Below are 21,241 nucleotides of genomic sequence, written 5' to 3'. Positions count from 1 at the left end.
GAAAACGCGCTGATCTTCGCCCTCGTCGGCCAAGTCGCAGCCGAAGCCGGCGTGCTGCTGATCATCATGTCTGCGGGGCCGGGCTGAGCGCCGTCCCGAAAAATCGACTTCGGCAGCGGGCTGCTAAAAAGAGGAGCAGGCGGATGAACGCTTCCGGTGGCACACGGGGGCCTTGTGCCCACGATGCCGACCCGATGATCCTCCAGCCGTGTACCTCGGCCAAAGGATGGTGCGGCTTATAACCTTATTGGTTATATTTGTCAAGCGGGTGCTCGTTTGAACGTGCAAGGCACGTCATTTCGCCGCCTGAAGCACGCTTTGCCCACAATGATTGCGCCGCCTGTCCAAGAATTACCGGGCATGACGCAAGACGTACCCATTCAACACGCCGCACTGGTGGCTTCTCAGCATACTGGATGAGGGACTTGTCCAAGATCACGCGACGTGGATTTATTCGGTTAACTAATCATTGCTGCAAGGAGTTTGCCGATGTCCTGCAAGCGAAAGACGGTCCTGGTCATCGGCGGCGGCAGCTTCATCGCCCGGCATATCGTCGCCAGACTGATGCGCGAGGATGTTGAAGTTCGCATACTGGCCCGCACCGCCCCCCATGCGCCCATTCCCGGCGCCGAGCACGTTCTTGGCGACTTTCGCGATCCGGCGATCACCGGGAAATGCCTCGAAGGGGTCGACGCGTTATACCACCTTGCCAATCCGGTCGGCAGCAACTGGCAGGAATATGCGTCGGGCGTCGTCGCTCCAACCATTGGAATCGCCGAAAGCGCGGCGCGGGCCGGCGTGCGCCAGTTCTTCTTCGCCAGCAGCATCGACCTTTACGATTCGGCTTATGCATGGTCGCGCGTGACGGGGGACACGGGCGCGGACCCCTTCATCGCCCGACGCAACCACTACGCCCGCGCCAAGGCCGCCTGCGAGCAGGCGCTGATGAAGCTGGACGGGCGGGATGGTCTTCGGGTGACGATATTTCGGCTAGGGCTCACCATCGGCCGGGGCGCATCGCCCGCCCATCGCGGCGTCGGCCACTTCACTTCCGCCCTCAAAGTCCGATTCTGGGGCCGGGGCGATCATCGGCTTCCCTTCGTCCTGGTGGAGGACGCCGCCGAGGCCTTCGTCCTGGCGCTCGGGAACCAGGCCGCTGCCGGGCGAACCCTGCTGGTATCCGCCCCGCCCGCTCTCTCCGCCCGCGAGTATATGGAGGCAGTCGCCGCGCGGGCTCTACCGGCGGTCTCGTACCGCGCGCACCCGATCGTGCTGTTCTGGGCCGGAGAGGCGCTGAAGGAATGCGTGAAGACGCTCATCCGTCATCCCAATCGCCGCGTCGCCAGCCTGCACGACTGGCAGTGTCGTGCCCACCGGGCGAGCTACGATTCCAGCCAGACCGAGCAGATCCTGGGCTGGCAGCCGGTGAAGGACAGAACGACCCTGATCGCGCGCGGCATCCATCCCGCGGTGGATGAATTCATCAACGGCCTCTACGTCGCCGACAGCGCCCCTCGCTGACTGCCTGCGACCTTAGCGCCCGGGCCGGCGCTCTGCTCCCGCATGCGCCTGCCGGGGGTCACTTGCCTGCCGAAACCTTGGCCGCCGACGCCGCGCCCGAGGGCACGCGCCGCGCGTCCGAGAACCATCGGCCCAGCGCCGTCAGCATCTTTACGTCGTCAACCGCCCCTTCCAGCTTCAAGGGGTGGGAGAGATCGTCGCTGGGCCGATGATAGTCGCCATCGAAGAAGGCGCGCATGAGGTCGATGTTGCCATAGGCCGTCGTCACCATGACGGCGGGAATGTCGTGCTGGAGAAGCGCCCAGCCGTCCTGCCGCTTCACGAACTCGTTGGCCTCGTCGTTCTCGCGCAGCTTGAAGCCTTCTGCCTTGGCGACCCGGGCGATGTCGCGGTCGAGCCCGGTCATCCCACGCCCGACGATGGCGAAAGGCGTGCGCCGGGGAGCGATGGCGATCGAATCGATGTTGAAGGCCGCGACGATCTTCTCGAGCGGAAGCGGCGGATTGTCGGCGAAGGCATGGGCGCCCAGCAGGCCCACTTCCTCCGCCGTCGTCGCGAGGAAATAGACGTCGCGGTCCATCTGCGGGGCCCGCGCAAGCCGGCGCGCCACTTCGGTCAGCGCAGCCACGCCGCTCGCATTGTCGATGGCGCCGTTGCAGATGATGTCCTCGGCGGGCCCTTCGCCGCATTCTCCGAAATGGTCCCAGTGCGCGACATAGAGGACCGCTCCCGCCTGCCGGTTGCGCCCGGGCAGGCGGCCGATGAGATTGTGCGTGCGGATCGTCGTCTCGTCGGTCGTCGCCTCGAGCGTGGCCGTGACGTCGAGCATCATCGGCACGAAGTCCGGCTCGGCCGCCGCCGTTTCGAGCGAGGCGAGGCTATGCGAAGTGCCCTTCAGCAGCGCTTCCATCGTCTCGCGCCCGACGAAAGCCTCGAGATCGCCGCCAAGCGAATCTTCCGAGAGAGCATAGCCGGTGCGCTGGCGCCGTGCGGCGACCTCGCCCATGCTGCGGTCGCCATCGAGCACGGTGAGCACGGCCGAAGCGCCCAGGGCGAGAAGCGCGTTCTGGCGCGCGCTGTCGGGGGTCTCCCCGTCCAAGACGACAGCGATGCGCCCGGCGAGCTCGGTGCGGCTGAAGTCCTGCCCGCGCGCGCGCCCCAGGAACAGGAGCGGCGCATTGCGCACCAGGCTGCGCTTGCCCGAGGTCAGCACCAGCACGTCCGAGGCGGGAACCGCAGCGCGATGGCCACGCCGCAGGAACTGCGCGGTGCCGTTCGCGGGCGTCCGCGCGACGAGCGTGACGGGGGCGAACCACTCGTTCCCCGGATCGTTGGTGCCCGACACAAGGCCGATCTCGAACCATTGTTTCGCAAGATAGCGCAGCGTCTTCGCCTCGCCGTCCGTCCCCGGTTCCCGGCCATCGAAGTCATCGCTGGCAAGCGTTTCGATGTGGTGGCGCAGCCGCGCCTCTAGCTCACGGTCGGCGCGGCTCGGCGCTGCAGCATGAGCAACGGCAAAGGGCAGCGTGCCGAGCACGCATGCAACGGCTACGCACACCGCCGAGGTCCTGCGCATCGAAATCCCTGTTCGCAAACTGCCCGCCATCATTGTCGCCCACCTATACGATACAAATGCGCAGGCGGTTGCAAAATCTCAGCCCTAACGGAGCGTTCAGCACCTTTTGGACAAAGCTGCCGCCGACCTGACGCGCTCTTGCAACACTGGCCGCCTGCCACCCCGTCCGGCCGAGCCTTCGCGCCCGCACCCGTGCGCCGGAACGAGGGCCGCGCTTGCGAATTGTCCACTCGTGACACCAATATTCCCGGCCAGTGCCGGGCGACGCCATCATGTGGGAAGGACACCCGGGTAAATGCGGCTAGACAGGTTCGATCCCTCCAACATTCGCGTGTCGAGCGGCGGAGGCGGCTTCCCGGGAGGTGGCGGCGGCAAGCTGGGCTGTGGGTCGCTCGTGCTCGTGCTGATCGGCTCCCTCGTCTTCGGCGTGGATCCGGGGCAGATGCTGGGCACGCTGCAGGGTGTGCAGCAGCAGACCTCCGCGCCTTCCGCTCCGACGGGACCGCAGGACACTACGCAGATCTGCGAGGCCAACGCCTATGCGCTCGAATCGTGCAACGCGCTCGATTCGCTCAACCGCACCTGGCAGCCGCTGTTCCAGCAGGCGAACATCGCCTTCGAGCAGCCGACGCTGAACTTCTACACTGGCGGGACCCGCAGCGGCTGCGGCGCGGCGCAAAGCGCGATGGGTCCCTTCTACTGCCCCGCCGACCAGGGCATCTACATCGACACCAGCTTCTACGACCAACTTGACCGCCAGCTCGGCGCGGGAGGCGACTTCGCGCGCTACTACGTCATGGCGCACGAGTACGGCCATCATGTCCAGCACATGCTGGGCCTCAACGCGCAGGTCCGGCGCGAGCAGGAGCGCAATCCCTCGCAGGCGAACGCGCTTCAGGTCAAAATGGAGCTTCAGGCGGACTGCTATGCCGGGGTATGGGCCGGCAGGAACCGCGAGCTCATCGAATCGGGCGACATGGAAGAAGGCATGACCGCCGCCGCGGCCATCGGAGACGATACGCTGATGAAGAGCGCGGGACAGGCGGTGAACCCGGAAAGCTTCACGCACGGCTCGAGTGCAGAGCGCATGAAATGGTTGAAAACCGGCCTTGAAACCGGGAACGAGGATGCATGTGACACGTTCTCTGCAGTAAGATGACATCAGCCGGCCCGGTGGCGGAATATCGCGCCGGGCCGGGCGTCTGCACGGTTTTGACGCTCCTGTAACAGGGGCAAGCAGGAGGAACGAAATGCGCAGGGTTATGGTCGGCACTTTGGTGGCAGCAAGCATGCTCGCGACGCCGGCCATGGCGGGGCAGCAGGACAAGGCGATCACCAATCGCGACCCCGATGCGATGGATGTGGCGAAAACGCCGATCGACGACCTCAACGTCGGCCGCGACGGCGAGATCCCGCCGCTGCTGGTTTCGGCCACGGCCCAGCCCTACGACCTCAAGGGTCTTGGCAAGTGCCGTCAGCTTGCCGGCGCGATCCAGGAACTCGACGAAGTGCTGGGCCCCGACATCGACCTCCCCGCGTCCGAGCGCGACCGGATCAGCGCCGGCCGCGTGGGCAAGTGGGTGGTCGCCTCGTTCATCCCCTTCCGGGGCATAATCCGCGAAGTGTCGGGCGCCAACGCGCAGGACCGCAAGGTCAACGCCGCGATCCAGGCGGGCCTCACCCGCCGCGGTTTCCTCAAGGGCGTCGGCGCGGCGAAAGGCTGCCGCTATCCCGCGTCTCCCGCTACCGAGCAGGTCGTGCAGGCCCATGTCGAGAAAATGGACTCCGGCAAGTCGAAGAAGAAGTCCGACAAGGGCGAACTGGCGTTCAAGTCGGAACCGGACGCCCAGCAGCCCGCTCCCAAGAAGTAAGGTTGCGCAAACAAAGCGGTGGGCAGACGTGGCGTGTCAGCCACGTTTGGGCATCGGCGACTGCCCCGCAAATCCGGCTAATCGCGCTTTTCCCGCCTTCCATGCCGAATGGACTTGAACCGGAAGACCTTAGAACATAATAAGAACTTCATGTCCAAGACCTCTGTCATGGAGCGGCTCGAGATTCTCGCCGATGCCGCCAAGTACGACGCTTCGTGCGCCTCGTCGGGCACGTCCAAGCGCGACAGTCGTGACGGCAAGGGGCTTGGCTCGACCGAGGGCATGGGCATCTGCCATGCCTATGCGCCGGACGGACGCTGCATCTCGCTGCTTAAGCTGCTGCTGACCAACCACTGCATCTTCGACTGCCATTACTGCATCAACCGCAAGAGCTCGAACGTGCGCCGCGCGCGCTTCACGCCGCAGGAGGTGGTGGACCTCACGCTCTCGTTCTATCGGCGCAACTACATCGAAGGCCTGTTCCTCTCCTCCGGCATCATCAAGTCCTCCAGCCATACGATGGAGCAGCTGATCGAAGTTGCGAGGATCCTGCGCGAGGAGCACGATTTCCGCGGGTACATTCACCTCAAGACCATTCCGGAAGCCGATCCCGAGCTTGTGGCGCAGGCGGGCCTCTGGGCAGACCGCGTGTCCATCAACGTCGAACTGCCCACCGACGCCGGACTTGCCCGACTGGCTCCGGACAAGAACGGGACGCAGATCGAAGGGGCGATGGGCAATCTCTCCTCGGCTATCGTCGAGGCCAAGGACGCGCAGAAGCGATTTCGCCGCGCGCCGCGCTTCGCCCCGGCAGGGCAGTCCACACAGATGATCGTGGGCGCCGACGGGGCCAGCGATGCCGACATCGTGGGCAAGGCGAGCACGCTCTACGATCGTTTTTCGCTGCGCCGCGTCTACTACTCGGCCTTCAGCCCGATCCCCGAGGCGAGCGCCGTCCTGCCGCTGAAACGTCCGCCGCTCATGCGCGAACACCGCCTCTACCAGTCGGACTGGCTGATGCGCTTCTATGGCTTCGCGCCGCATGAGGTGCAGCAGGCGACCGAGGCGAACGGTATGCTGCCGCTCGACATCGATCCCAAGCTGGCCTGGGCGCTCAAGTTCCGGGAGCGCTTCCCGGTCGATCTCAACCGTGCCCCGCGCGAGGATCTGCTGCGCGTGCCCGGTCTTGGCACCAAGGCCATCGCCGCGCTGCTGAGCGCGCGGCGGCACCGCACCATCCGGCTTGAGGATGTGGCGCGCATGACGAACTCGGTCGCCAAGCTGCGGCCTTTCATTGTCACGGCGGATTGGCGCCCTACGCTCCTCACCGACCGCGCTGACCTGCGTGCCCGTCTCACGCCTCCGGCAAAGCAGATGGAACTGTTCGGGTGATCGCGGTCGACCTTGCCGAGCCCGATGACTTCGAGGCCTGGCGCGCCGAGGCACGGCGGCTGGTCGCGCTCGGCGTTCCGCCCCACGAAGCCAGGTGGGCGGAAGCGGATGGCCCGCGCGATCTGTTCGCCGCGCCTGCGCCTGCCCCTGCCCCGGCCTCGGCAGCGCCCGAGCGGCAGGTGCGCGCCAGCCGGGCGTTCATGGATCTTGCTCGCAAGGCCATCCTTCACAGCGATCCGGGCCGGCTCGCCTTGCTGTACCGCGTTCTATGGCGCCTGCAGGAGCAGCCCCGACTGCTGGACGACGCCGCCGACGGCGACGTGGCGGCGCTGGAACGGCTGGCAAAGCAGGTTCGCCGCGACATTCACAAGATGCGCGCCTTCGTTCGCTTCCGCTCCGTCACTGACGAGGACGGGACCGAACGCTATGTCGCCTGGTTCGAGCCCGACCACAGGATCGAGCGCGCCAACGCGGACTTCTTCGTCAACCGCTTCGCCAGCCAGCGCTGGTCAATCCTGACGCCGCGCCTGTCGCTTCACTGGGACGGTGCCGCCCTGCTCGAAGGACCGCCGGCATCGCGCGGCGATGCGCCATCGCAGGATGCGGCGGAGGAACTCTGGCTCGGCTACTATCGTTCGATCTTCAACCCGGCGCGGCTGAAAGTCGGCATGATGCTGCGGGAAATGCCGCGCCGATACTGGAAGAACCTGCCCGAGGCGCGCCAGATCCCCGATCTGATCGCCGGGGCCCAGCAACGCGAGGCCGCGATGATCGCCACCGGCGCCAGCCTGTTCGAGGAAGCCGCCCCCCCCAGCCTTGCGGCCATCGCCGGTGGCATCGAGGCATGCAGGCGCTGCGCCATCGGCTGCAACGGGACGCGCGCGGTCATGGGGGAAGGCCCGGCCAATGCCGATCTCATGATCGTGGGCGAACAGCCCGGCGACACCGAGGAGCGCGAGCATCGCCCGTTCGTCGGCCCGGCAGGCCAACTGCTCGACCGCGCGCTCGGTGAAGCCGGCGTGGACCGCCAAGCCGCCTACGTCACCAATGCGGTCAAGCACTTCAAGTTCACGCCCCGGGGCAAGCGGCGTCTCCACCAGACCCCGACGGCGGGGGAAATCGACATCTGTCGCTGGTGGCTGGATGGAGAGCGCGCGCTGCTGAGGCCGAAGGTCATTCTCGCGCTTGGCGCCAGCGGCGCGCGCGGGCTGCTGGGACGCACGCCTTCGATCGGCAAGGAGCGCGGACAGGCGATCGCCCAGCCGGACGGCACCAAGGTATGGCTCACCGCTCACCCCAGCTACCTGCTGCGGCTGGACGGCGAGGCGCGCGAGCGCGAGCATGGCCGCTTCGCCGAGGATCTTGCAGGGCTCGCAAGGATGCTGCGCGGCTGAGGCCGTCCACCCACTCTGCAAACCGCTCCGTCGCTTTTCCGCAACTTGGGAACCACCCCGCCCTTCCGCCGCTTTTTCCGGCGGAAGGAACCGCTCATGCCCGCACGCGCCTATTGGAAGGGCCAGATCCGACTGGCTCTCGTTTCGATCCCGATCGAGGTCTACCCGGCCACGCGGTCCGGCGCCGCGATTTCGTTCCACCAGATCCACGAACCCAGCGGCCAGCGCATCCGGTACGAGAAGGTCGCGCCCGGCGTCGGGCCGGTGGACCGCGACGAGATCATCAAGGGCTACGAAGTCTCCAAAGGCAGCTACGTTCTTCTCGACGAGGAGGAGATCGAGGCGGTCAAGATCGAAAGCCGCAAGACGCTGGAGCTCGTCCAGTTCGTCGATGCGGACGAGATCGACGTGCTCTATTACGAGAAGCCCTACTTCGTCGTTCCGGCGGACGATCTGGCCGAGGAAGCCTATATCGTCCTTCGCGAGGCGCTGCGTGCCAGCCGCAAGGTGGGCCTTGGCCAGCTGGCGGTTCGCGGGCGCGAGCAGCTGGTATCGATCAAGCCGTGCGGACGCGGCCTGGTGCTTGAGGTGCTGCGCTACGCCGACGAAGTGCACAAGGCGCAAGGCTATTTCCGCGAGATCGAGGACGCCAAGCCTGACGCCGATCTTCTGGACCTTGCAACCGCGCTCATCGACAAGAAGACCGCGCCGTTCAAACCCGCCGAGTTCCACGACCGGTATGTCGATGCGCTTCACCGCCTGATCGACAAGAAGGCGAAGTCCAGAAGCAACAAGCGCATTCTCGAGGATGTGGAGGAGCCGTCCCGCGCGGGCAGCAACGTCATCGACCTGATGGCGGCGCTTCGCAAGTCGGTTGGGGGGACGGCCAACGCTTCGGAGAGCAAGACGACGCCGGCCAGGGCTTCCTCGAAGACCGCAGCGAAGAAGGCTCCCCCGAAAGAGGCGTCCACGAAGGAGGGCAAGGATACGCCCGCCAAGCCCACCGCCGCGCGCAAGGCCCCGGCGAGAAAGGCTCCCGCCGCACGCGCGCGCAAGAGCGCCTGACCCGTGCGCGCGGGTAAGCGGGCCATCCGCCTCGATCAAGGGCAGGAGAGCGGGACGTGAGCAAGGCCGATCCCGGCGAGGACCTGCTCGCCGAATACAACCGCAAGCGCGACTTCACGAGGACGGCTGAGCCTTCCGGCAAGGGAGCGAAGCGGCGCGTCGGCAAGGATCCCCGCAGCAACAGCTTCGTCGTCCAGAAGCACGCGGCCCGCCGCCTGCACTGGGATTTTCGCCTCGAGGTGGACGGGGTCCTGAAATCCTGGGCGGTGACCAAGGGCCCGAGCGCCGATCCCTCGGACAAGAGGCTGGCGGTGCGCACCGAGGACCACCCGCTCGCTTATGGCGGCTTCGAGGGGATCATACCTCAGGGAGAATACGGCGGCGGCACCGTGATGTTGTGGGATCGGGGCACCTGGGCTCCGATCGAAGGCAAGAGCGTTGCCGATCTCGAGCACGGCCACCTGCACTTCACGCTTGAGGGCGAGCGCATGAAGGGCGAGTGGCTGCTGGTGCGCATGAAGGGGCGACCGGGCGAGAAGCGGGAGAACTGGCTGCTGCGCAAGGTGAGCGATGCCCATGCTGGCACCGGGGACACGCTTGTCGAACAGGGCCTCACCAGTGCCCTCACCGGCCGCACCATGGCCGAGATCGAGCTGGACAAGGCTGGCACGCAATCGCTCAAGGGCAAGAAAGGCGATGCCTTCACGCAGGCGATGAGCGACGCCTCGGCCCACACTGACGGCAAGGCCCGCGCCGTCAGCAGCCCTGCGAAGGGGCCGAACAAGGCACCGCCGGGCAGGAAACCCCGCACGAAGTCTGCCGTTGCACCGCCGGAGTTCCGGCCGGTCCAGCTTGCGACACTCGTCGACACGGTGCCCACCGGCAATCTGTGGATGCACGAGATCAAGTTCGATGGCTATCGCGCGCTGATCGCGGCTTCGGGCGGGGACGTCCGGGTCTACACGCGAAGCGGCCTCGACTGGACGGACAAGTTCGCGCCGCTGGCAGCGCAGGTCGCCGACCTCGACCTGCCGCCCTGCCTGGTGGACGGCGAGGTGATTGCCCGCAACGCGGCCGGGAACCCCGATTTCTCCAGTCTTCAGGCCGTGCTCAAGCGCGGCCACGGCGCGCAAGGGGAGAAGGACGCGCTGGAATTCCACGCTTTCGACCTCCTGGAAGTGGGCGGCGAGGACCTTACCTCGCTGCCGCAGATCGAGCGCAAGGAAAGGCTGGAAGCTCTGCTCGCAGCGGCCGAGCCGCCGCTTTTCGTTGCCGATCACCTGATCGGCGCAGGCGAGAGCCTGTACGAGGCCATGTGCAAGGCGGGTCAGGAAGGCATCATCGCCAAGCGCATCGATGCGCCCTATTCCGGCAAGCGCAGCCGCAGCTGGGTCAAGGTCAAGTGCACGCGGCGGCAAGAGTTCGTGATCGTTGGATGGTCGCGCTCCACGGCCAAGGGACGCCCGTTCTCCTCATTGCTTCTGGGGCAGTACGAGGGCGACACGCTGGTCTATCGCGGCAAGGTGGGCACCGGCTTCGATGCCGACAGCCTGGCCGACATGGCCGCGCGACTCGGCAAGCTCGCCCGCAAGAGCGCCCCCGTGGAGGTGGACCGCACGGAAGCGCGCGGGGCCTCGTGGGTGACGCCCAAGCTTGTCGCCGAGATCGCCTTTGCTGAACTGACGAGCGAGGGCCGCGTGCGCCACGGCAGCTTCCTTGGCCTGCGCACCGACAAGCAGGCGAAGTCGGTCACGCCGGAAATCCCGCAGCCGGCGCCGGTCGCCGCGATCGAGGTGCAGGTTTCCAACCGCCAGCGCGAGATCTTTCCGGAGACCGGCCAGACCAAGGGCGACCTTGCCGACTACTATGCGCAGATCGCGCCGCTGATGCTGCCCTTCGCAGCGAACCGGCCGATCAGCCTCGTGCGCTGTCCGCAGGGGCGCGCGAAGAAGTGCTTTTTCCAGAAGCACGACAGCGGCTCCTTCGGCCCCCACGTCTCGCATGTGCCGATCCGCGAGAAGGACGGCGGGGCGGAAGACTACCTCTACCTTGCCGATGCCGATGGACTGGTGGCCTGCGTGCAGATGGGCACGATCGAATTTCACGGCTGGGGCAGCCGCGCCGATGCGGTGGAGCAGCCCGACCGCATGATCTTCGACCTCGACCCCGACGAAGGTCTCGACTTCAAGGAATGCGTGCGCGCCGCCAAGGACATCCGCGCCCACCTGGCAGACATCGGGCTGGTCAGCTTCGCGATGCTTTCGGGCGGAAAGGGCGTGCACGTCGTCGTCCCTCTCAGCCGCGGGCATGACTGGGACGTGCACAAGGACTTTTCGCGCCGCTTCGCCGAGGCCATGAGCCTGGCCGAGCCGGACCGCTTCGTCGCCACCATGAGCAAGGCGAAGCGCAAGGGCCGCATCTTCATCGACTGGCTGCGCAACCAGCGCGGAGCCACCGCCGTCCTGCCCTATTCCGCAAGAGCCCGGGCCGGGGCTCCGGTGGCGGTGCCGATCAGCTGGGACGAGCTCGACGCCGCAAAGGATGCGCATCCCTATTCCATCGCCGATGCGCAAGGCCTTGTCGAACGTGCGCGGGCGCTGCGTGGCTGGGGTTTCGCCGACCAGGCCCTCCCCGAGTTCTGACGGTCATCCCCCGCTCGTTCGCGGCGATGGCAGGCGTTCGACACCGGGTACTTCCCCGCAGTCGCGCGAAGGTCTATCTGCGCTGGCGAACGCAGCAACCCAAGCGCCCCCTTGAACGCAGAATCATCCTCCGCCGGACTTGAAGCGGCCTTTCTCCAGAACCGGGAGAAGCTGATCCGTTTCCTGCGCGCGCGCGGCGCGGGGGAGGCGGCAGAGGATCTGGTGCAGGAAGTCTGGTTGAAGATCGCGGCGGCGCGGCCCGGCCCGGTGGCCTCGCCGCTTGCCTATCTCTTCCGCACGGCGGACCTGCTGATGATCGACCGCTTCCGCTCCACCCGGCAGGCGGATGCGCGCGACCGGGACTGGAGCGAAGTTCATGCCGACGACCCGCCGGGCGTCTCGGCCGAGCCTTCACCCGAACGTCGCCTTTCCGCCGCGCAGGAGGCGCAGACGGTGCTGGCGCTGCTCGACGGGCTGGGTTCGCGCGTCACCCGGGTATTCCGCCGCCACCGGATCGACGGAGTGGCCCAGAAGGCGGTCGCCGCTGAGCTTGGCGTCAGCCTGAGCACCGTCGAGGGAGACTTGCGCGTGGCCTACCGGGCGCTCGAGGAATGGAAGGAACGCGCGAAATGACGCCGCGCCGGATGAGGGAGAAAGCGATCGTCTCCGTCTACACCGCTGAAGGAGCGCGTGATGGCGAGTGACGGCACGATACGGCAGCAGGCCCGGGACTGGGCGGTGCGGACGGGCGACCCTGCGTTCGTGGACTGGGAGGCGTTCACTCTCTGGCTGGAGGCCGACCCCGCCCATGCCCTTGCCTATGACGAGGTGATGACCACCGTCTCGGACGCGGCCGACCTCCTCGCCGCGCACCCTGCCTCGGGCGAAGTGGGCTCCGGCACCGCTGCGGCGAACGACGACGCAGACGACGTACCCATGTCTGCGCTCTCGCGGACAGGGCCTGTGCGGCGCGCGTGGCTGGGCGGAGCGGTGGCCGCATGCCTCGCGCTGGTGGGTGCCTTGTGGATGTTCCAGGCCGAACGCCGCGACCTCTACACCCTGCGCACCGGGGCGGGCGAGACGCGTTCGATCTCGCTGGAAGCCGGAACGAGCGTGGACATCGCGGGAGGCACGATCATCACCTTCGACAGGCGCGACAGGCGTTTCGCCCGGCTGGAGGAAGGCCAGGCGCTGTTCACCGTGCGTCACGACGCGGCCCGCCCCTTCGAGGTCATGGTGGGAGACGAACGGCTCGTGGACGTGGGTACGGTCTTCGACGTGCAGCGCGGCGAAGCGGATGCGCTCAGCGTGGCCGTGGCGGAAGGCGCGGTGCAGTTCGATCCCGAAGGCGCGAACCTGCGCGTCTCGCCCGGCGAAATGCTCCACCGCGAGGGGCGGGGCGAAACGCTCACTCTCTCGAAGCTGCCCGCAGCGCAAGTTGGCGAATGGCGCGAAGGACGCCTGACCTTCGACGCGGCTCCGCTCGCCGTCGTCGCCGATCGCCTCAGCCGCGCGACGGGGATCGACTATGCAGCCGCGCCCGGCAGCGGCAGCGCCTCCGTCTCGGGCTCGATCCTGATCGGCCCGCTGCGCGCCGATCCCGCCGCGATCGGCCCCCTTCTCGGCCTTTCGGTCCGCGCGGAAGGCAGACGCTGGGTGATCGGCTCCGACTGAGGCATGCGCCGGGCGCTCCCGATAGTGGCGGTCCTTGCGGCCATGCCCCTGGCATTGCCAGGCAGCGCGCTTGCCAAGGGAGGCGAGGTGGCGACGCGCGCCGGGTCGGCAGGTGCCGCCGCTATCGAGCTTGCCCGCCAGACGGGCTCGAGCATCGTCATTTCCGATCCCTCAGTCGCGCGCCGCATAGTGCCCGCCTTTCGCGGCCGGATGAAGTCCGAGGAGGCCGTGCGCCGCCTTGCCCGCGCCGCCGGGGCGCGCGCCGTCGCGGTTGCGCCGGGTGCCTGGCGCATCGAGGCGGCAACCCCCGCCCTGCCCCGTCCGGTTCGTGCTGCCAGTGCCTCAGCCGTGGCGGCTGCGTTCACCCCGCCGCCGCAAGAACCTGCAGAGCCGATCGTCGTCATCGCTTCCAAACGGGATCTGCGCATCGGGCAGTTGCCGGGGCAGGTCTCGATCCTCGATGGAGCCTCGCTCGAGGCTGGCGGCATCGGCGGGACCGAGAAGATCACCCAGCGCATTGCGACGGTCACGTCCACGCACCTGGGATCGGGCCGCAACAAGCTGTTCATTCGCGGCATCGCCGATTCCAGCTTCACTGGCCCCACGCAGGCGACCGTCGGGCAGTACCTTGGCGACCTTCGCCTCACCTACAACGCGCCCGATCCCGATCTTCGCCTGTCGGACATGGCCCGCGTCGAGGTTCTGGAAGGACCGCAAGGCACGCTTTACGGCGCGGGATCGCTCGGCGGCATCATCCGCCTCGTGCCCAACCCCCCGGTTTTCGGGGAGAGCAGCGCCTCGGTCATGCTGGGCGGATCGCTGACGCAGGACGGCGCGCCGGGCGGAGACGCTGCGGCCATCGTCAACCTGCCGGTAACGCCGGGCATCGCCTTTCGCGCTAATCTCGATGCCGCAACGCTCGGCGGCTACATCGACAAGCCCTGGCTCGGGCGCGACGACGTCAACCGCACCCGCATCCTCGGCGGCCGAGCAAGCCTGCGCGCCCAGCTGGCGCCCGAGTGGACCGTGGACGTGATCGCCCTTGGCCAGTTCACCGACGCGCGGGACAGCCAGTATGCCACGCGCGACGGCGAGCCTCCGCTCTCCAGCGATGCCCGCGTGCAGGAAGGCTCGGATGCGGACTATGCGATGGGCCAGCTGGTGATCGCCGGGCGCGTGGGCGATGTGCAGGTGCGCTCCACCACCGGTCTCGTCCGCCAGAACCTCGAAGAGCGCTACGACGCCAGCACCGACGCCGACACGCCGCGCCTGTTCTCGCAGGAGAACCGCACCCGCATGTTCGCGCACGAAACCCGCGCGTGGCAGGACGAACGCGGCGGCTTCGGCTGGCTCGTGGGCGCCAGCTACACGCACAACCGCACCGTCCTCTCGCGCGGGTTCGAGACAGGGTTCGCCACCGCTGCCGCCACCGGCGTGCGCAACACCATCGACGAGTTCACCCTCTACGCCGAGGGCAGCCTGCGCGTGCGCCCCGGCCTCACCGCCACGGCGGGCGGACGCCTCACTCACTCCCGGCTTGGCGGCGCGGGCGAGGACGTGGCGCCGGCCATCGCCTTCGCGCGCGCCGAAGTGACGGCGGACCGCTCGGCGACGACGTTCCTGCCATCTGTGGCGCTCAATGCCGAACTGCTGAGCGATACCGCGCTTTACATGCGTTACCAGGAGGGCTTCCGCCCCGGGGGCTTTGCGATCGAGAGCGAGTTCGTGCGCCGCTTCCGGGGGGACCGCACCGGCACGTGGGAGTTCGGCCTGCGCCATGGGCGGCCGGGCGCGGGCACTTTCGACATTGCGGCCAGTGTCTCCTACACCCGCTGGCGCGACATCCAGGCCGACTTCATCGACAATTCGGGCCTTCCCAGCACCGCGAACATCGGAGACGGCCGTGTCTGGTCCGCAAGCCTGACCGGCGGCGTGCAGATCGCCACCGGCCTGCGGGTGGAGGCCGGCGCCGCCTGGAACCAGAGCAAGGTAGACCGGCCGCCCACGGAACTGCTCGCGCTGGTCGCCCGGGCGGTGCCAATGGCGGAACTGGAGGGTACGAGCCTTCTCGATGCGACGCTCGCCCGCTCGATGCAGGTGCCCAACATCGCGCAGTTCTCGGGGCGGATCGGCATCGGGTGGCATCACGAACTGAGCGAGGACCTGCGCCTCACCGCCAACGGCTGGGCAAGCTACGTGGGCAAGTCGCGCCTTGGCATCGGGCCCGAGCTCGGCCAGTCCCAGGGTGACTATCTCGACAGCGGGGCCGACCTTCGCGTCGGCACGGGGCGATACGGCGTGACGCTTTCGCTCGACAACCTGACCAACTCGCGCGGCAACCGCTTCTCGCTCGGCACGCCCTTCGGCACCGCGCGCGACCAGGTGACGCCGCTGCGTCCGCGTACGCTCCGGCTCGGCCTCGACGCTCGCTTCTAGGCTCGCGTGAGGCCCCGGCTCTCCCGGGGTTCCCGGCGAGCGAAAAAATATTTCAAGGCTGCCCGCCAAGGTCTCCGTCTGATGGTCATTACCGACCTGAAGGGACGACGATGCCTCGCTACCTGCCTGCCAAGACGCTTTCCAGGACCCTGCCCAAGACCCTGCTTGCCACCACGGCCGTGCTGGCCATTTCCACCGCCGCCCATGCCGAGGACGTGACGAACAAGCGCACCGCGCCCATCCGCACTTCCACGATCCGGAACGGCGCGGCCGATGCCATCAACGTCACCAAGGACGGCGGCGTCACGCTGACGGCGGGCACCGCGATCACCCAGGACAGCAATCACTCGGTCGCGAACGGCGGCGCGCTCGTCATCACCAATGCGAACGGGGCGATCGGCATCGATTCAGCGGCAGGTGTCAGCGGCGACATCGTCAACACCGGCACGATCACGCTGGACGAACCCTATGCTCCCACCGACACCGACAAGGACGGCGACCTCGACGGCCCCTTCGCGCTCGGCTCCAACCGGATCGGCATCCGCACGCAGGGCGACCACACCGGCAAGCTGACGCAGGGCGGCACGATCACGGTGGAGGGCAACGATTCGGCAGGCATCGCGCTTGGCGGCAAGCTGACCGGCGCCTTCACCCATGACGGCACCACCAATGTCCTTGGCGACCGCGTGGTCGGCGTCGCGGCGCAGGGGATCGACGGCAACGTGCGCCTGGCGGGCACCGTCTCCGTTCAGGGCAAGGACGCCATCGGCGCGCGCTTCGCAGGCGACGTAAACGGCGCCATGGTCGTGCAGGGCACTGTCGCGGCGACCGGATACCGCTACCCCACCGCCCCGTCCGACGCCACCAAGCTCGACGCCGACGACCTGCTCCAGGGCGGCTCCGCGCTCATCGTCGAAGGGAATGTGACCGGCGGCATCGTCCTCGCCAGGGCACCCGCCGCCGTCGCCGACAAGCCCGATTCGGATGCCGACGGCATCGAGGACGCCAAGGAGGGCAATGCGCGCGTCGTCTCCTACGGCTCCGCAGCCGCAATGCAGGTCGGCGCCGCCGACCGCGCGGTGACCATCGGCCCTGTCGCGAACACCGGCAGCAAGTTCGGCCTCATCATCGAGGGTTCCGTCGAAGGTCTGGGCGTCTACTCGGGCGTGAACGCCAACGGCCTGGTCGTTGGCGGACGCGGGGGCGACGTGACGATCGCCAACGGCATCGGCGTCTCCGGCTCGGTCGTCGCCACCTCGAACGGCGCGAGCGCCACGGCGCTGCGCATGGGTGCAGGCGCCACGACCCCGCTGCTGCAGAACACCGGCACGATCTCCGCAGCGGCAGGCAACACCGAGAGCGCTCTCGCCACCGCCGTGCGCGTGGATGCAGGCAGCAATCTCCTCACCCTGAAGAACAGCGGCACGATCAAGGCCACGGCGGGTGAAAAGGGTTCGGCCATCGCCATCGTCGATGCGAGCGGAACGCTCGATCTGGTGGAGAACGCGGGCACCATCTCGGCCAGCGGCGCGAAGGGCGATGGCCGCAACATCGCGATCGACCTCTCCGGCGCTATCGGCGGCGCCACGATCCGGCAGACCGCCGTGGCTTCGGGCGCGACCGCGCCCTCGATCGTGGGCGACGTGCGCCTCGGCGGCGGGAACGACATCCTCGAACTGGCCGACGGCACGCTGGCTGGCAACGTTGCGTTCGGCGGCGGCTCCAATACGCTCGGGCTTTCCGGCGATGCGGCGCAGTCGGGCAATGTCGCCTTCGGCGGTGGCAACGACACCGTCTCGCTGGCGGGCAGCAGCATCTATGCGGGCACGATGGACTTCGGGGGCGGCGCCGACGTGCTGAACCTTGCGGGCACCGCGCGCTTCAGCGGCGCCATCGCCAATTCCGCGAACCTTGCCGTGAACGTCGCGGGCGGCGTGCTCGACATCAACAGGCCCTCCTCCATGGCATCGCTCAGCGTGGGCGCGACCGGCGTCGTCCTGGTGACGCTGGACAAGACCGCCGGCGCGGGCTCCGCCTACACCATCTCGGGCAATGCCAGCTTCGCGGACGGCGCCAAGCTCGCCATCCGTTTGGCCGACGTGTCGACCGCCGTGGGCAGCTACCAGGTGTTGACGGCAGGCAGCCTCACGGGCCGCGACAAGCTGGCCACCGCGAGCGACCTCGTGCCCTTCATGTTCAAGGCCGAACTGGACAAGGAGGCCGCCGCCGACACCATCGTCGTCGACGTGTCGCGTCGCACCGTCAGTGAACTGGGGCTCAACCGCTCCGGGGCGGCCGCCTACGATGCCGTGTTCGACATGCTCGGCACCGACGAGAAGGTGGAGGACGTGTTCCTGGGCATCACCAACGGCGAAGACTTCCGCGCCGCCGTCGGCCAGCTTCTGCCCGACCATGCGGGCGGCGCCTTCGAAGGCATCAGCCTCGGCACCCGTGCGCTGGCCCGCCAGATGCAGGACCCGCAAGGCCCCATCGCCCGCAGCGGCCGCTTCACCACTTCGCTCAACATGGCGGTGTGGGGCAGCGACCGGAAAGCCGGGCAAAGCGCCGCATACAAGCTGAACGGCTACGCCTGGTCTGCGACCGGCGAATACGAGACCAAGTTCGGCCGGTTTGGCGGCACGGTCGCCTACCTGTGGAACAATCACAAGAACGGCTCGGCCTCCGAAGTCGACTCGAGCGGCTTCGAGCTGGCGGCGCACTGGCGCGCCAAGTTCGGCCCGCTCAGCACGTTCGCCCGGGGCTCGTTCGGCAAGGCCGACTTCGAAGGCGAGCGCAACTTCGCAGGCCAGGTCGGCACCGAAGCCGTGCGCCGCACGATGGACGCCAAGTGGGACGGCAACTTCGTGACCGCCGCGGGCGGCGTCGCGTTCGAGGGCGGCACGCAGTTCTTCTTCTTCCGTCCCGGCGTCACGGTCGACTACGTGCGCCTCAAGGAAGACGGCTACACCGAGACCGGCGGCGAGAAGCTGAACCTCACGGTAGACGCACGCACCAGCGACGAACTGGCGGTCAACCCCAGCCTGACCCTAGGCGTCGACTTCCTCGGCATGCGGGCGCGGGACGAAAACTGGTTCCGCATGGAAACCGAAGGCGGCTGGCGCGAGATCGTCCAGGGCGGCCTTGGCGCCACGACTGCGCGCTTCGGGGACGGCGATACATTCACCGTCACCGGCGACGACGCATCGAGCGGCTGGTTCGCGCGCGTGCGCGCCATCGGCGGCTCGGCGGGCTTCACGATGGGCGGCGAAGTCTCGGCGGAAGACCGTCACGGACGGGTCGATCTGGCCCTGCGTGGCTCGGTCTCCATCGGCTGGTAAGGGACGATGCGCGCACTGACCCTTTGCGCCATCGTCCTGGGCACCGGGCTGCTGTTATGCTGCACCCCCCGCATGCAGCCCGGTGCCATCGGACAGGCCCGTCCGCGCGAAGAGATTCGCATTTCGCGCGGGCCGTGCTTCGGCTTCTGCCCGGTCTACCGTATCGCGGTGACCCCGGCCGGGCGGGTCGATTTCGAGGGCGAGCGGCATACCGCCGTCCTCGGCCCACGCTCGCATTCCGCCGGGCGTGACGCCTACGAGGCGGTGCGGCGGGCGCTCGCGCCGGTGCGCCCCGCGACAGGCACCGAGCGGGCAGTCCCCTGCCCCGGCGCCGCCACCGACATGTCCAGCCTTACGGTCGAGTGGATCTCGGCCGACGGCACCCGCACCGCGCTCACCCATCGGATGGGCTGCCGCGACGCGGGGGCCGCGCAGGTGGAACGCACGGTGGACGAGCAGTTGCGCCGCCTCGGCGTGGATGGCTGGGCGGCGCAGAAGACCTGGCCGGGAGACACCCGCGGCTGACCCCCACTCCTGGCGGCGCAGCGCTACCGCCGTTGTCGCGCCGCCAGGGGATGGAGCGGAGAGAGGCCGTCGCCGAACGTCATCGGTCCGCCGCGATCGTCGGCCTGGCGTTCGCGGTGGTCGAACAGGTTGAGCACATACGTGAGGCCGGAAAGCCGCCATTCGCCGCCTCGCCGCTCCGCATCGAACAGGTAGCGGCCCCAGAACATGTCGTCGATGCCCGGGGCGGGCGCGTCCGTGCGGCAGACGATCACCGAGGTCGCGTCGATCCGCGCCCGCTCCCCCGACAGTGTGATCGAAGGGATGCCGAACATGTGGAGGCGCCGCGAATAGCCTTCCTCGAGCTGCGCCACGAAAGTCCGGTATGCAGCGAAGTCGCCCTTGAACATGCCGAAGTCGAACAGGGCTTCGGGCCAGAACACCGCATCCAGCCGCTCCCAGTCGAGCCAGTCGAGCAGGTTGGCGTACTGCGCCAGCAGATCACCCAGAGTGGCCCGCGAAAGCAGGTCACCGAGCACGCCGTCCAGCGGGGCCCAGCAGATGTGTCGAACGCGGCATCAGGCATGGGCGGGCACCTTCCAGTCGGCAAGGGTGGACACTGTCTCGTCAAGGCGGACCAGCGTCTTTCCGGTCGTCTCACCCGACATCAGGCGGATGAAAGCGCCCGGCGTCGCCTCGAGCCCGGTCGAGACGTTCTCCGTCGCGACGAGCTCGCCCGATCGCACCCAGCCCGCCAGCGCCTCCTCCGCCTCGTGCACCATGTCGGCCGCCTCATAGGCCAGGAAGCCGCGCATGGTGATGCGGTTGACCAGGACCTGCCACATGTTGCGGATGGGATAGGGGTCCGCTTGGTGGTTGTAGTTGGCGATCATCCCGCAGACGGGGATGCGTCCGAAAGCCTTCATGCGCGGCAGCACGGTGTCGAGCATGACGCCGCCCACGTTGTCGAAGTAGAGGTCCACGCCTTCGGGAAAGTGGCGGACGATCTCGGCGTCGAGGTCGTCGCTTTCGCGGTAGTTGATGGCGGCATCCATACCGAGGTCCTCGACGATGTGGCGCGCTTTCTCCGCCGACCCCACCGTGCCCACCACGCGGCATCCGGAAAGCCGGGCGACCTGCCCCGCGACCGAGCCCACGGCTCCGGCCGCCGCGCTCATCAGCACCTCGTCCCCCCTCCGCATTTCTCCGTAGCGCTTGAGCCCCACATAGGCGGTGATGCCCGACCAGCCGCACGCGCCCATATAGGCGGTGAGCGGCAGGTCTTCGGCCACGCGCACGTTCTCGAAGCCGACGCTGCCCGGAGAGATGACCGAATGCGTCTCCCAGCCGATGAACGCGCGGCCATAATCGCCTTCGCGAAAGTCCGGATTGCGGGACTGGACGACGCGGCCGAGCACCATCGTCGGGATCAGCCCGCCGAGTGGAACGGGCGGCATATAGCTTTTCACATCGTCGAGCATGCCCCGCACCGCCGGATCGATCGCGAAGACGCGGTTCTCCAGCAGCACCTGCCCTTCGCCGATTTCCGGCAGCGCGACTTCCTCGACGCGGAAGTTCGCGGCGTCCGGCACGCCGACGGGCCGCGACTCAAGAACTATGCGGCGGTTCATCATCCTGTCTCTCCCGGCGGTTCTTGTTCTTGCGGCCCTATCGCGAGCGGCCAGTGCCCGCTCTTTGAAAATCCGGCGCTCCTGCCCGCCGCGCCTGGCGAGTCGGCAGCGCCGGTGCTTGCCACGAGACAAGGCTAGCCGGACAGGCGCGGCCCGGTGCCTGTCAGATTGAACAGGTATCCAGCCCTCCTCCTCGC

15 protein-coding genes are annotated in these 21,241 nt (G+C 67.9%); 12 read left to right on the top strand and 3 right to left on the bottom strand.

Annotation, left to right across the window (positions count from 1 at the left end):
- Nucleotides 1-489 precede the first annotated feature (489 nt).
- Nucleotides 490-1,521: an NAD-dependent epimerase/dehydratase family protein gene (locus tag GR702_RS14920; RefSeq protein WP_160986682.1), complete on the top strand. Its 1,032-nt coding sequence runs from the start codon at nt 490-492 to the stop codon at nt 1,519-1,521.
- Nucleotides 1,522-1,579: 58 nt separating this feature from the next.
- On the opposite strand, the gene GR702_RS14915 is transcribed toward GR702_RS14920, so the two are convergent.
- Nucleotides 1,580-3,097, bottom strand: coding sequence for a M28 family peptidase (locus tag GR702_RS14915; RefSeq protein WP_237449727.1), 1,518 nt, complete (start codon nt 3,095-3,097; stop codon nt 1,580-1,582).
- 295 nt (nt 3,098-3,392) lie between these two features.
- Here GR702_RS14915 and ypfJ point away from each other — a divergent pair, with 295 nt between their 5' ends.
- From ypfJ to GR702_RS14860, 11 genes are all read left to right on the top strand, one after another.
- Entirely contained in the window at nt 3,393-4,256 is an 864-nt protein-coding gene (gene ypfJ, locus GR702_RS14910) for a KPN_02809 family neutral zinc metallopeptidase (RefSeq protein WP_160986680.1), read from the top strand.
- A gap of 91 nt (nt 4,257-4,347) precedes the next feature.
- Nucleotides 4,348-4,968 carry a hypothetical protein gene (locus tag GR702_RS14905; protein ID WP_160986679.1) on the top strand — a complete coding sequence of 207 codons (621 nt, stop codon included), beginning with the start codon at nt 4,348-4,350 and terminating at the stop codon, nt 4,966-4,968.
- 150 nt (nt 4,969-5,118) lie between these two features.
- The gene (locus GR702_RS14900; protein ID WP_160986678.1) at nt 5,119-6,360 is read left to right on the top strand and encodes a putative DNA modification/repair radical SAM protein; all 1,242 of its coding nucleotides are present in this window, start codon (nt 5,119-5,121) and stop codon (nt 6,358-6,360) included.
- The gene (locus tag GR702_RS14895) at nt 6,357-7,754 is read left to right on the top strand and encodes a UdgX family uracil-DNA binding protein (RefSeq protein WP_160986677.1); all 1,398 of its coding nucleotides are present in this window, start codon (nt 6,357-6,359) and stop codon (nt 7,752-7,754) included. The genes GR702_RS14900 and GR702_RS14895 overlap by 4 nt, the downstream gene beginning before the upstream one ends.
- Nucleotides 7,755-7,850: 96 nt before the next feature.
- On the top strand, nt 7,851-8,819 hold the full coding sequence (gene ku / locus GR702_RS14890) for a non-homologous end joining protein Ku (RefSeq protein WP_160986676.1): 969 nt from the start codon (nt 7,851-7,853) through the stop codon (nt 8,817-8,819).
- A 56-nt stretch (nt 8,820-8,875) separates the two neighbouring features.
- Nucleotides 8,876-11,461 carry a DNA ligase D gene (gene ligD, locus GR702_RS14885; RefSeq protein WP_160986675.1) on the top strand — a complete coding sequence of 862 codons (2,586 nt, stop codon included), beginning with the start codon at nt 8,876-8,878 and terminating at the stop codon, nt 11,459-11,461.
- Between the two features lie 111 nt (nt 11,462-11,572).
- Nucleotides 11,573-12,094 carry an RNA polymerase sigma factor gene (locus GR702_RS14880; RefSeq protein ID WP_160986674.1) on the top strand — a complete coding sequence of 174 codons (522 nt, stop codon included), beginning with the start codon at nt 11,573-11,575 and terminating at the stop codon, nt 12,092-12,094.
- A gap of 60 nt (nt 12,095-12,154) precedes the next feature.
- Nucleotides 12,155-13,135: a FecR family protein gene (locus tag GR702_RS14875; protein ID WP_160986673.1), complete on the top strand. Its 981-nt coding sequence runs from the start codon at nt 12,155-12,157 to the stop codon at nt 13,133-13,135.
- Nucleotides 13,136-13,138: 3 nt separating this feature from the next.
- Nucleotides 13,139-15,571, top strand: coding sequence for a TonB-dependent receptor (locus GR702_RS14870; protein WP_160986672.1), 2,433 nt, complete (start codon nt 13,139-13,141; stop codon nt 15,569-15,571).
- A 110-nt stretch (nt 15,572-15,681) separates the two neighbouring features.
- Nucleotides 15,682-18,909 (top strand): autotransporter outer membrane beta-barrel domain-containing protein, encoded by a 3,228-nt coding sequence (locus GR702_RS14865; protein ID WP_202408288.1) that lies wholly within the window; start codon nt 15,682-15,684, stop codon nt 18,907-18,909.
- 6 nt (nt 18,910-18,915) lie between these two features.
- Nucleotides 18,916-19,434, top strand: coding sequence for a DUF6438 domain-containing protein (locus tag GR702_RS14860; protein WP_237449726.1), 519 nt, complete (start codon nt 18,916-18,918; stop codon nt 19,432-19,434).
- Nucleotides 19,435-19,457: 23 nt separating this feature from the next.
- Here GR702_RS14860 and GR702_RS14855 read toward each other — a convergent pair whose 3' ends face one another.
- Both GR702_RS14855 and GR702_RS14850 read right to left on the bottom strand, forming a co-directional pair.
- Nucleotides 19,458-19,952 carry a nuclear transport factor 2 family protein gene (locus tag GR702_RS14855; protein WP_337192615.1) on the bottom strand — a complete coding sequence of 165 codons (495 nt, stop codon included), beginning with the start codon at nt 19,950-19,952 and terminating at the stop codon, nt 19,458-19,460.
- A 39-nt stretch (nt 19,953-19,991) separates the two neighbouring features.
- The gene (locus GR702_RS14850) at nt 19,992-21,044 is read right to left on the bottom strand and encodes an NADP-dependent oxidoreductase (protein WP_237449725.1); all 1,053 of its coding nucleotides are present in this window, start codon (nt 21,042-21,044) and stop codon (nt 19,992-19,994) included.
- Between the last annotated feature and the right edge of the window lie 197 nt (nt 21,045-21,241).

The organism is Novosphingobium silvae, assembly GCF_009856825.1.
GTDB lineage: Bacteria > Pseudomonadota > Alphaproteobacteria > Sphingomonadales > Sphingomonadaceae > Novosphingobium > Novosphingobium silvae.
This window is presented reverse-complemented; position numbering and strand designations above follow the sequence as displayed.

Bases quoted from the DNA above. Each gene is read 5' to 3' on its own strand.
- GR702_RS14920 (WP_160986682.1), top strand. From the start codon at position 490: ATGTCCTGCAAGCGAAAGACGGTCCTGGTCATCGGCGGCGGCAGCTTC.
- GR702_RS14915 (WP_237449727.1), bottom strand. From the start codon at position 3,097: ATGCGCAGGACCTCGGCGGTGTGCGTAGCCGTTGCATGCGTGCTCGGC.
- ypfJ (WP_160986680.1), top strand. From the start codon at position 3,393: ATGCGGCTAGACAGGTTCGATCCCTCCAACATTCGCGTGTCGAGCGGC.
- GR702_RS14905 (WP_160986679.1), top strand. From the start codon at position 4,348: ATGCGCAGGGTTATGGTCGGCACTTTGGTGGCAGCAAGCATGCTCGCG.
- GR702_RS14900 (WP_160986678.1), top strand. From the start codon at position 5,119: ATGTCCAAGACCTCTGTCATGGAGCGGCTCGAGATTCTCGCCGATGCC.
- ku (WP_160986676.1), top strand. From the start codon at position 7,851: ATGCCCGCACGCGCCTATTGGAAGGGCCAGATCCGACTGGCTCTCGTT.
- GR702_RS14875 (WP_160986673.1), top strand. From the start codon at position 12,155: ATGGCGAGTGACGGCACGATACGGCAGCAGGCCCGGGACTGGGCGGTG.
- GR702_RS14870 (WP_160986672.1), top strand. From the start codon at position 13,139: ATGCGCCGGGCGCTCCCGATAGTGGCGGTCCTTGCGGCCATGCCCCTG.
- GR702_RS14865 (WP_202408288.1), top strand. From the start codon at position 15,682: ATGCCTCGCTACCTGCCTGCCAAGACGCTTTCCAGGACCCTGCCCAAG.
- GR702_RS14860 (WP_237449726.1), top strand. From the start codon at position 18,916: ATGCGCGCACTGACCCTTTGCGCCATCGTCCTGGGCACCGGGCTGCTG.
- GR702_RS14850 (WP_237449725.1), bottom strand. From the start codon at position 21,044: ATGAACCGCCGCATAGTTCTTGAGTCGCGGCCCGTCGGCGTGCCGGAC.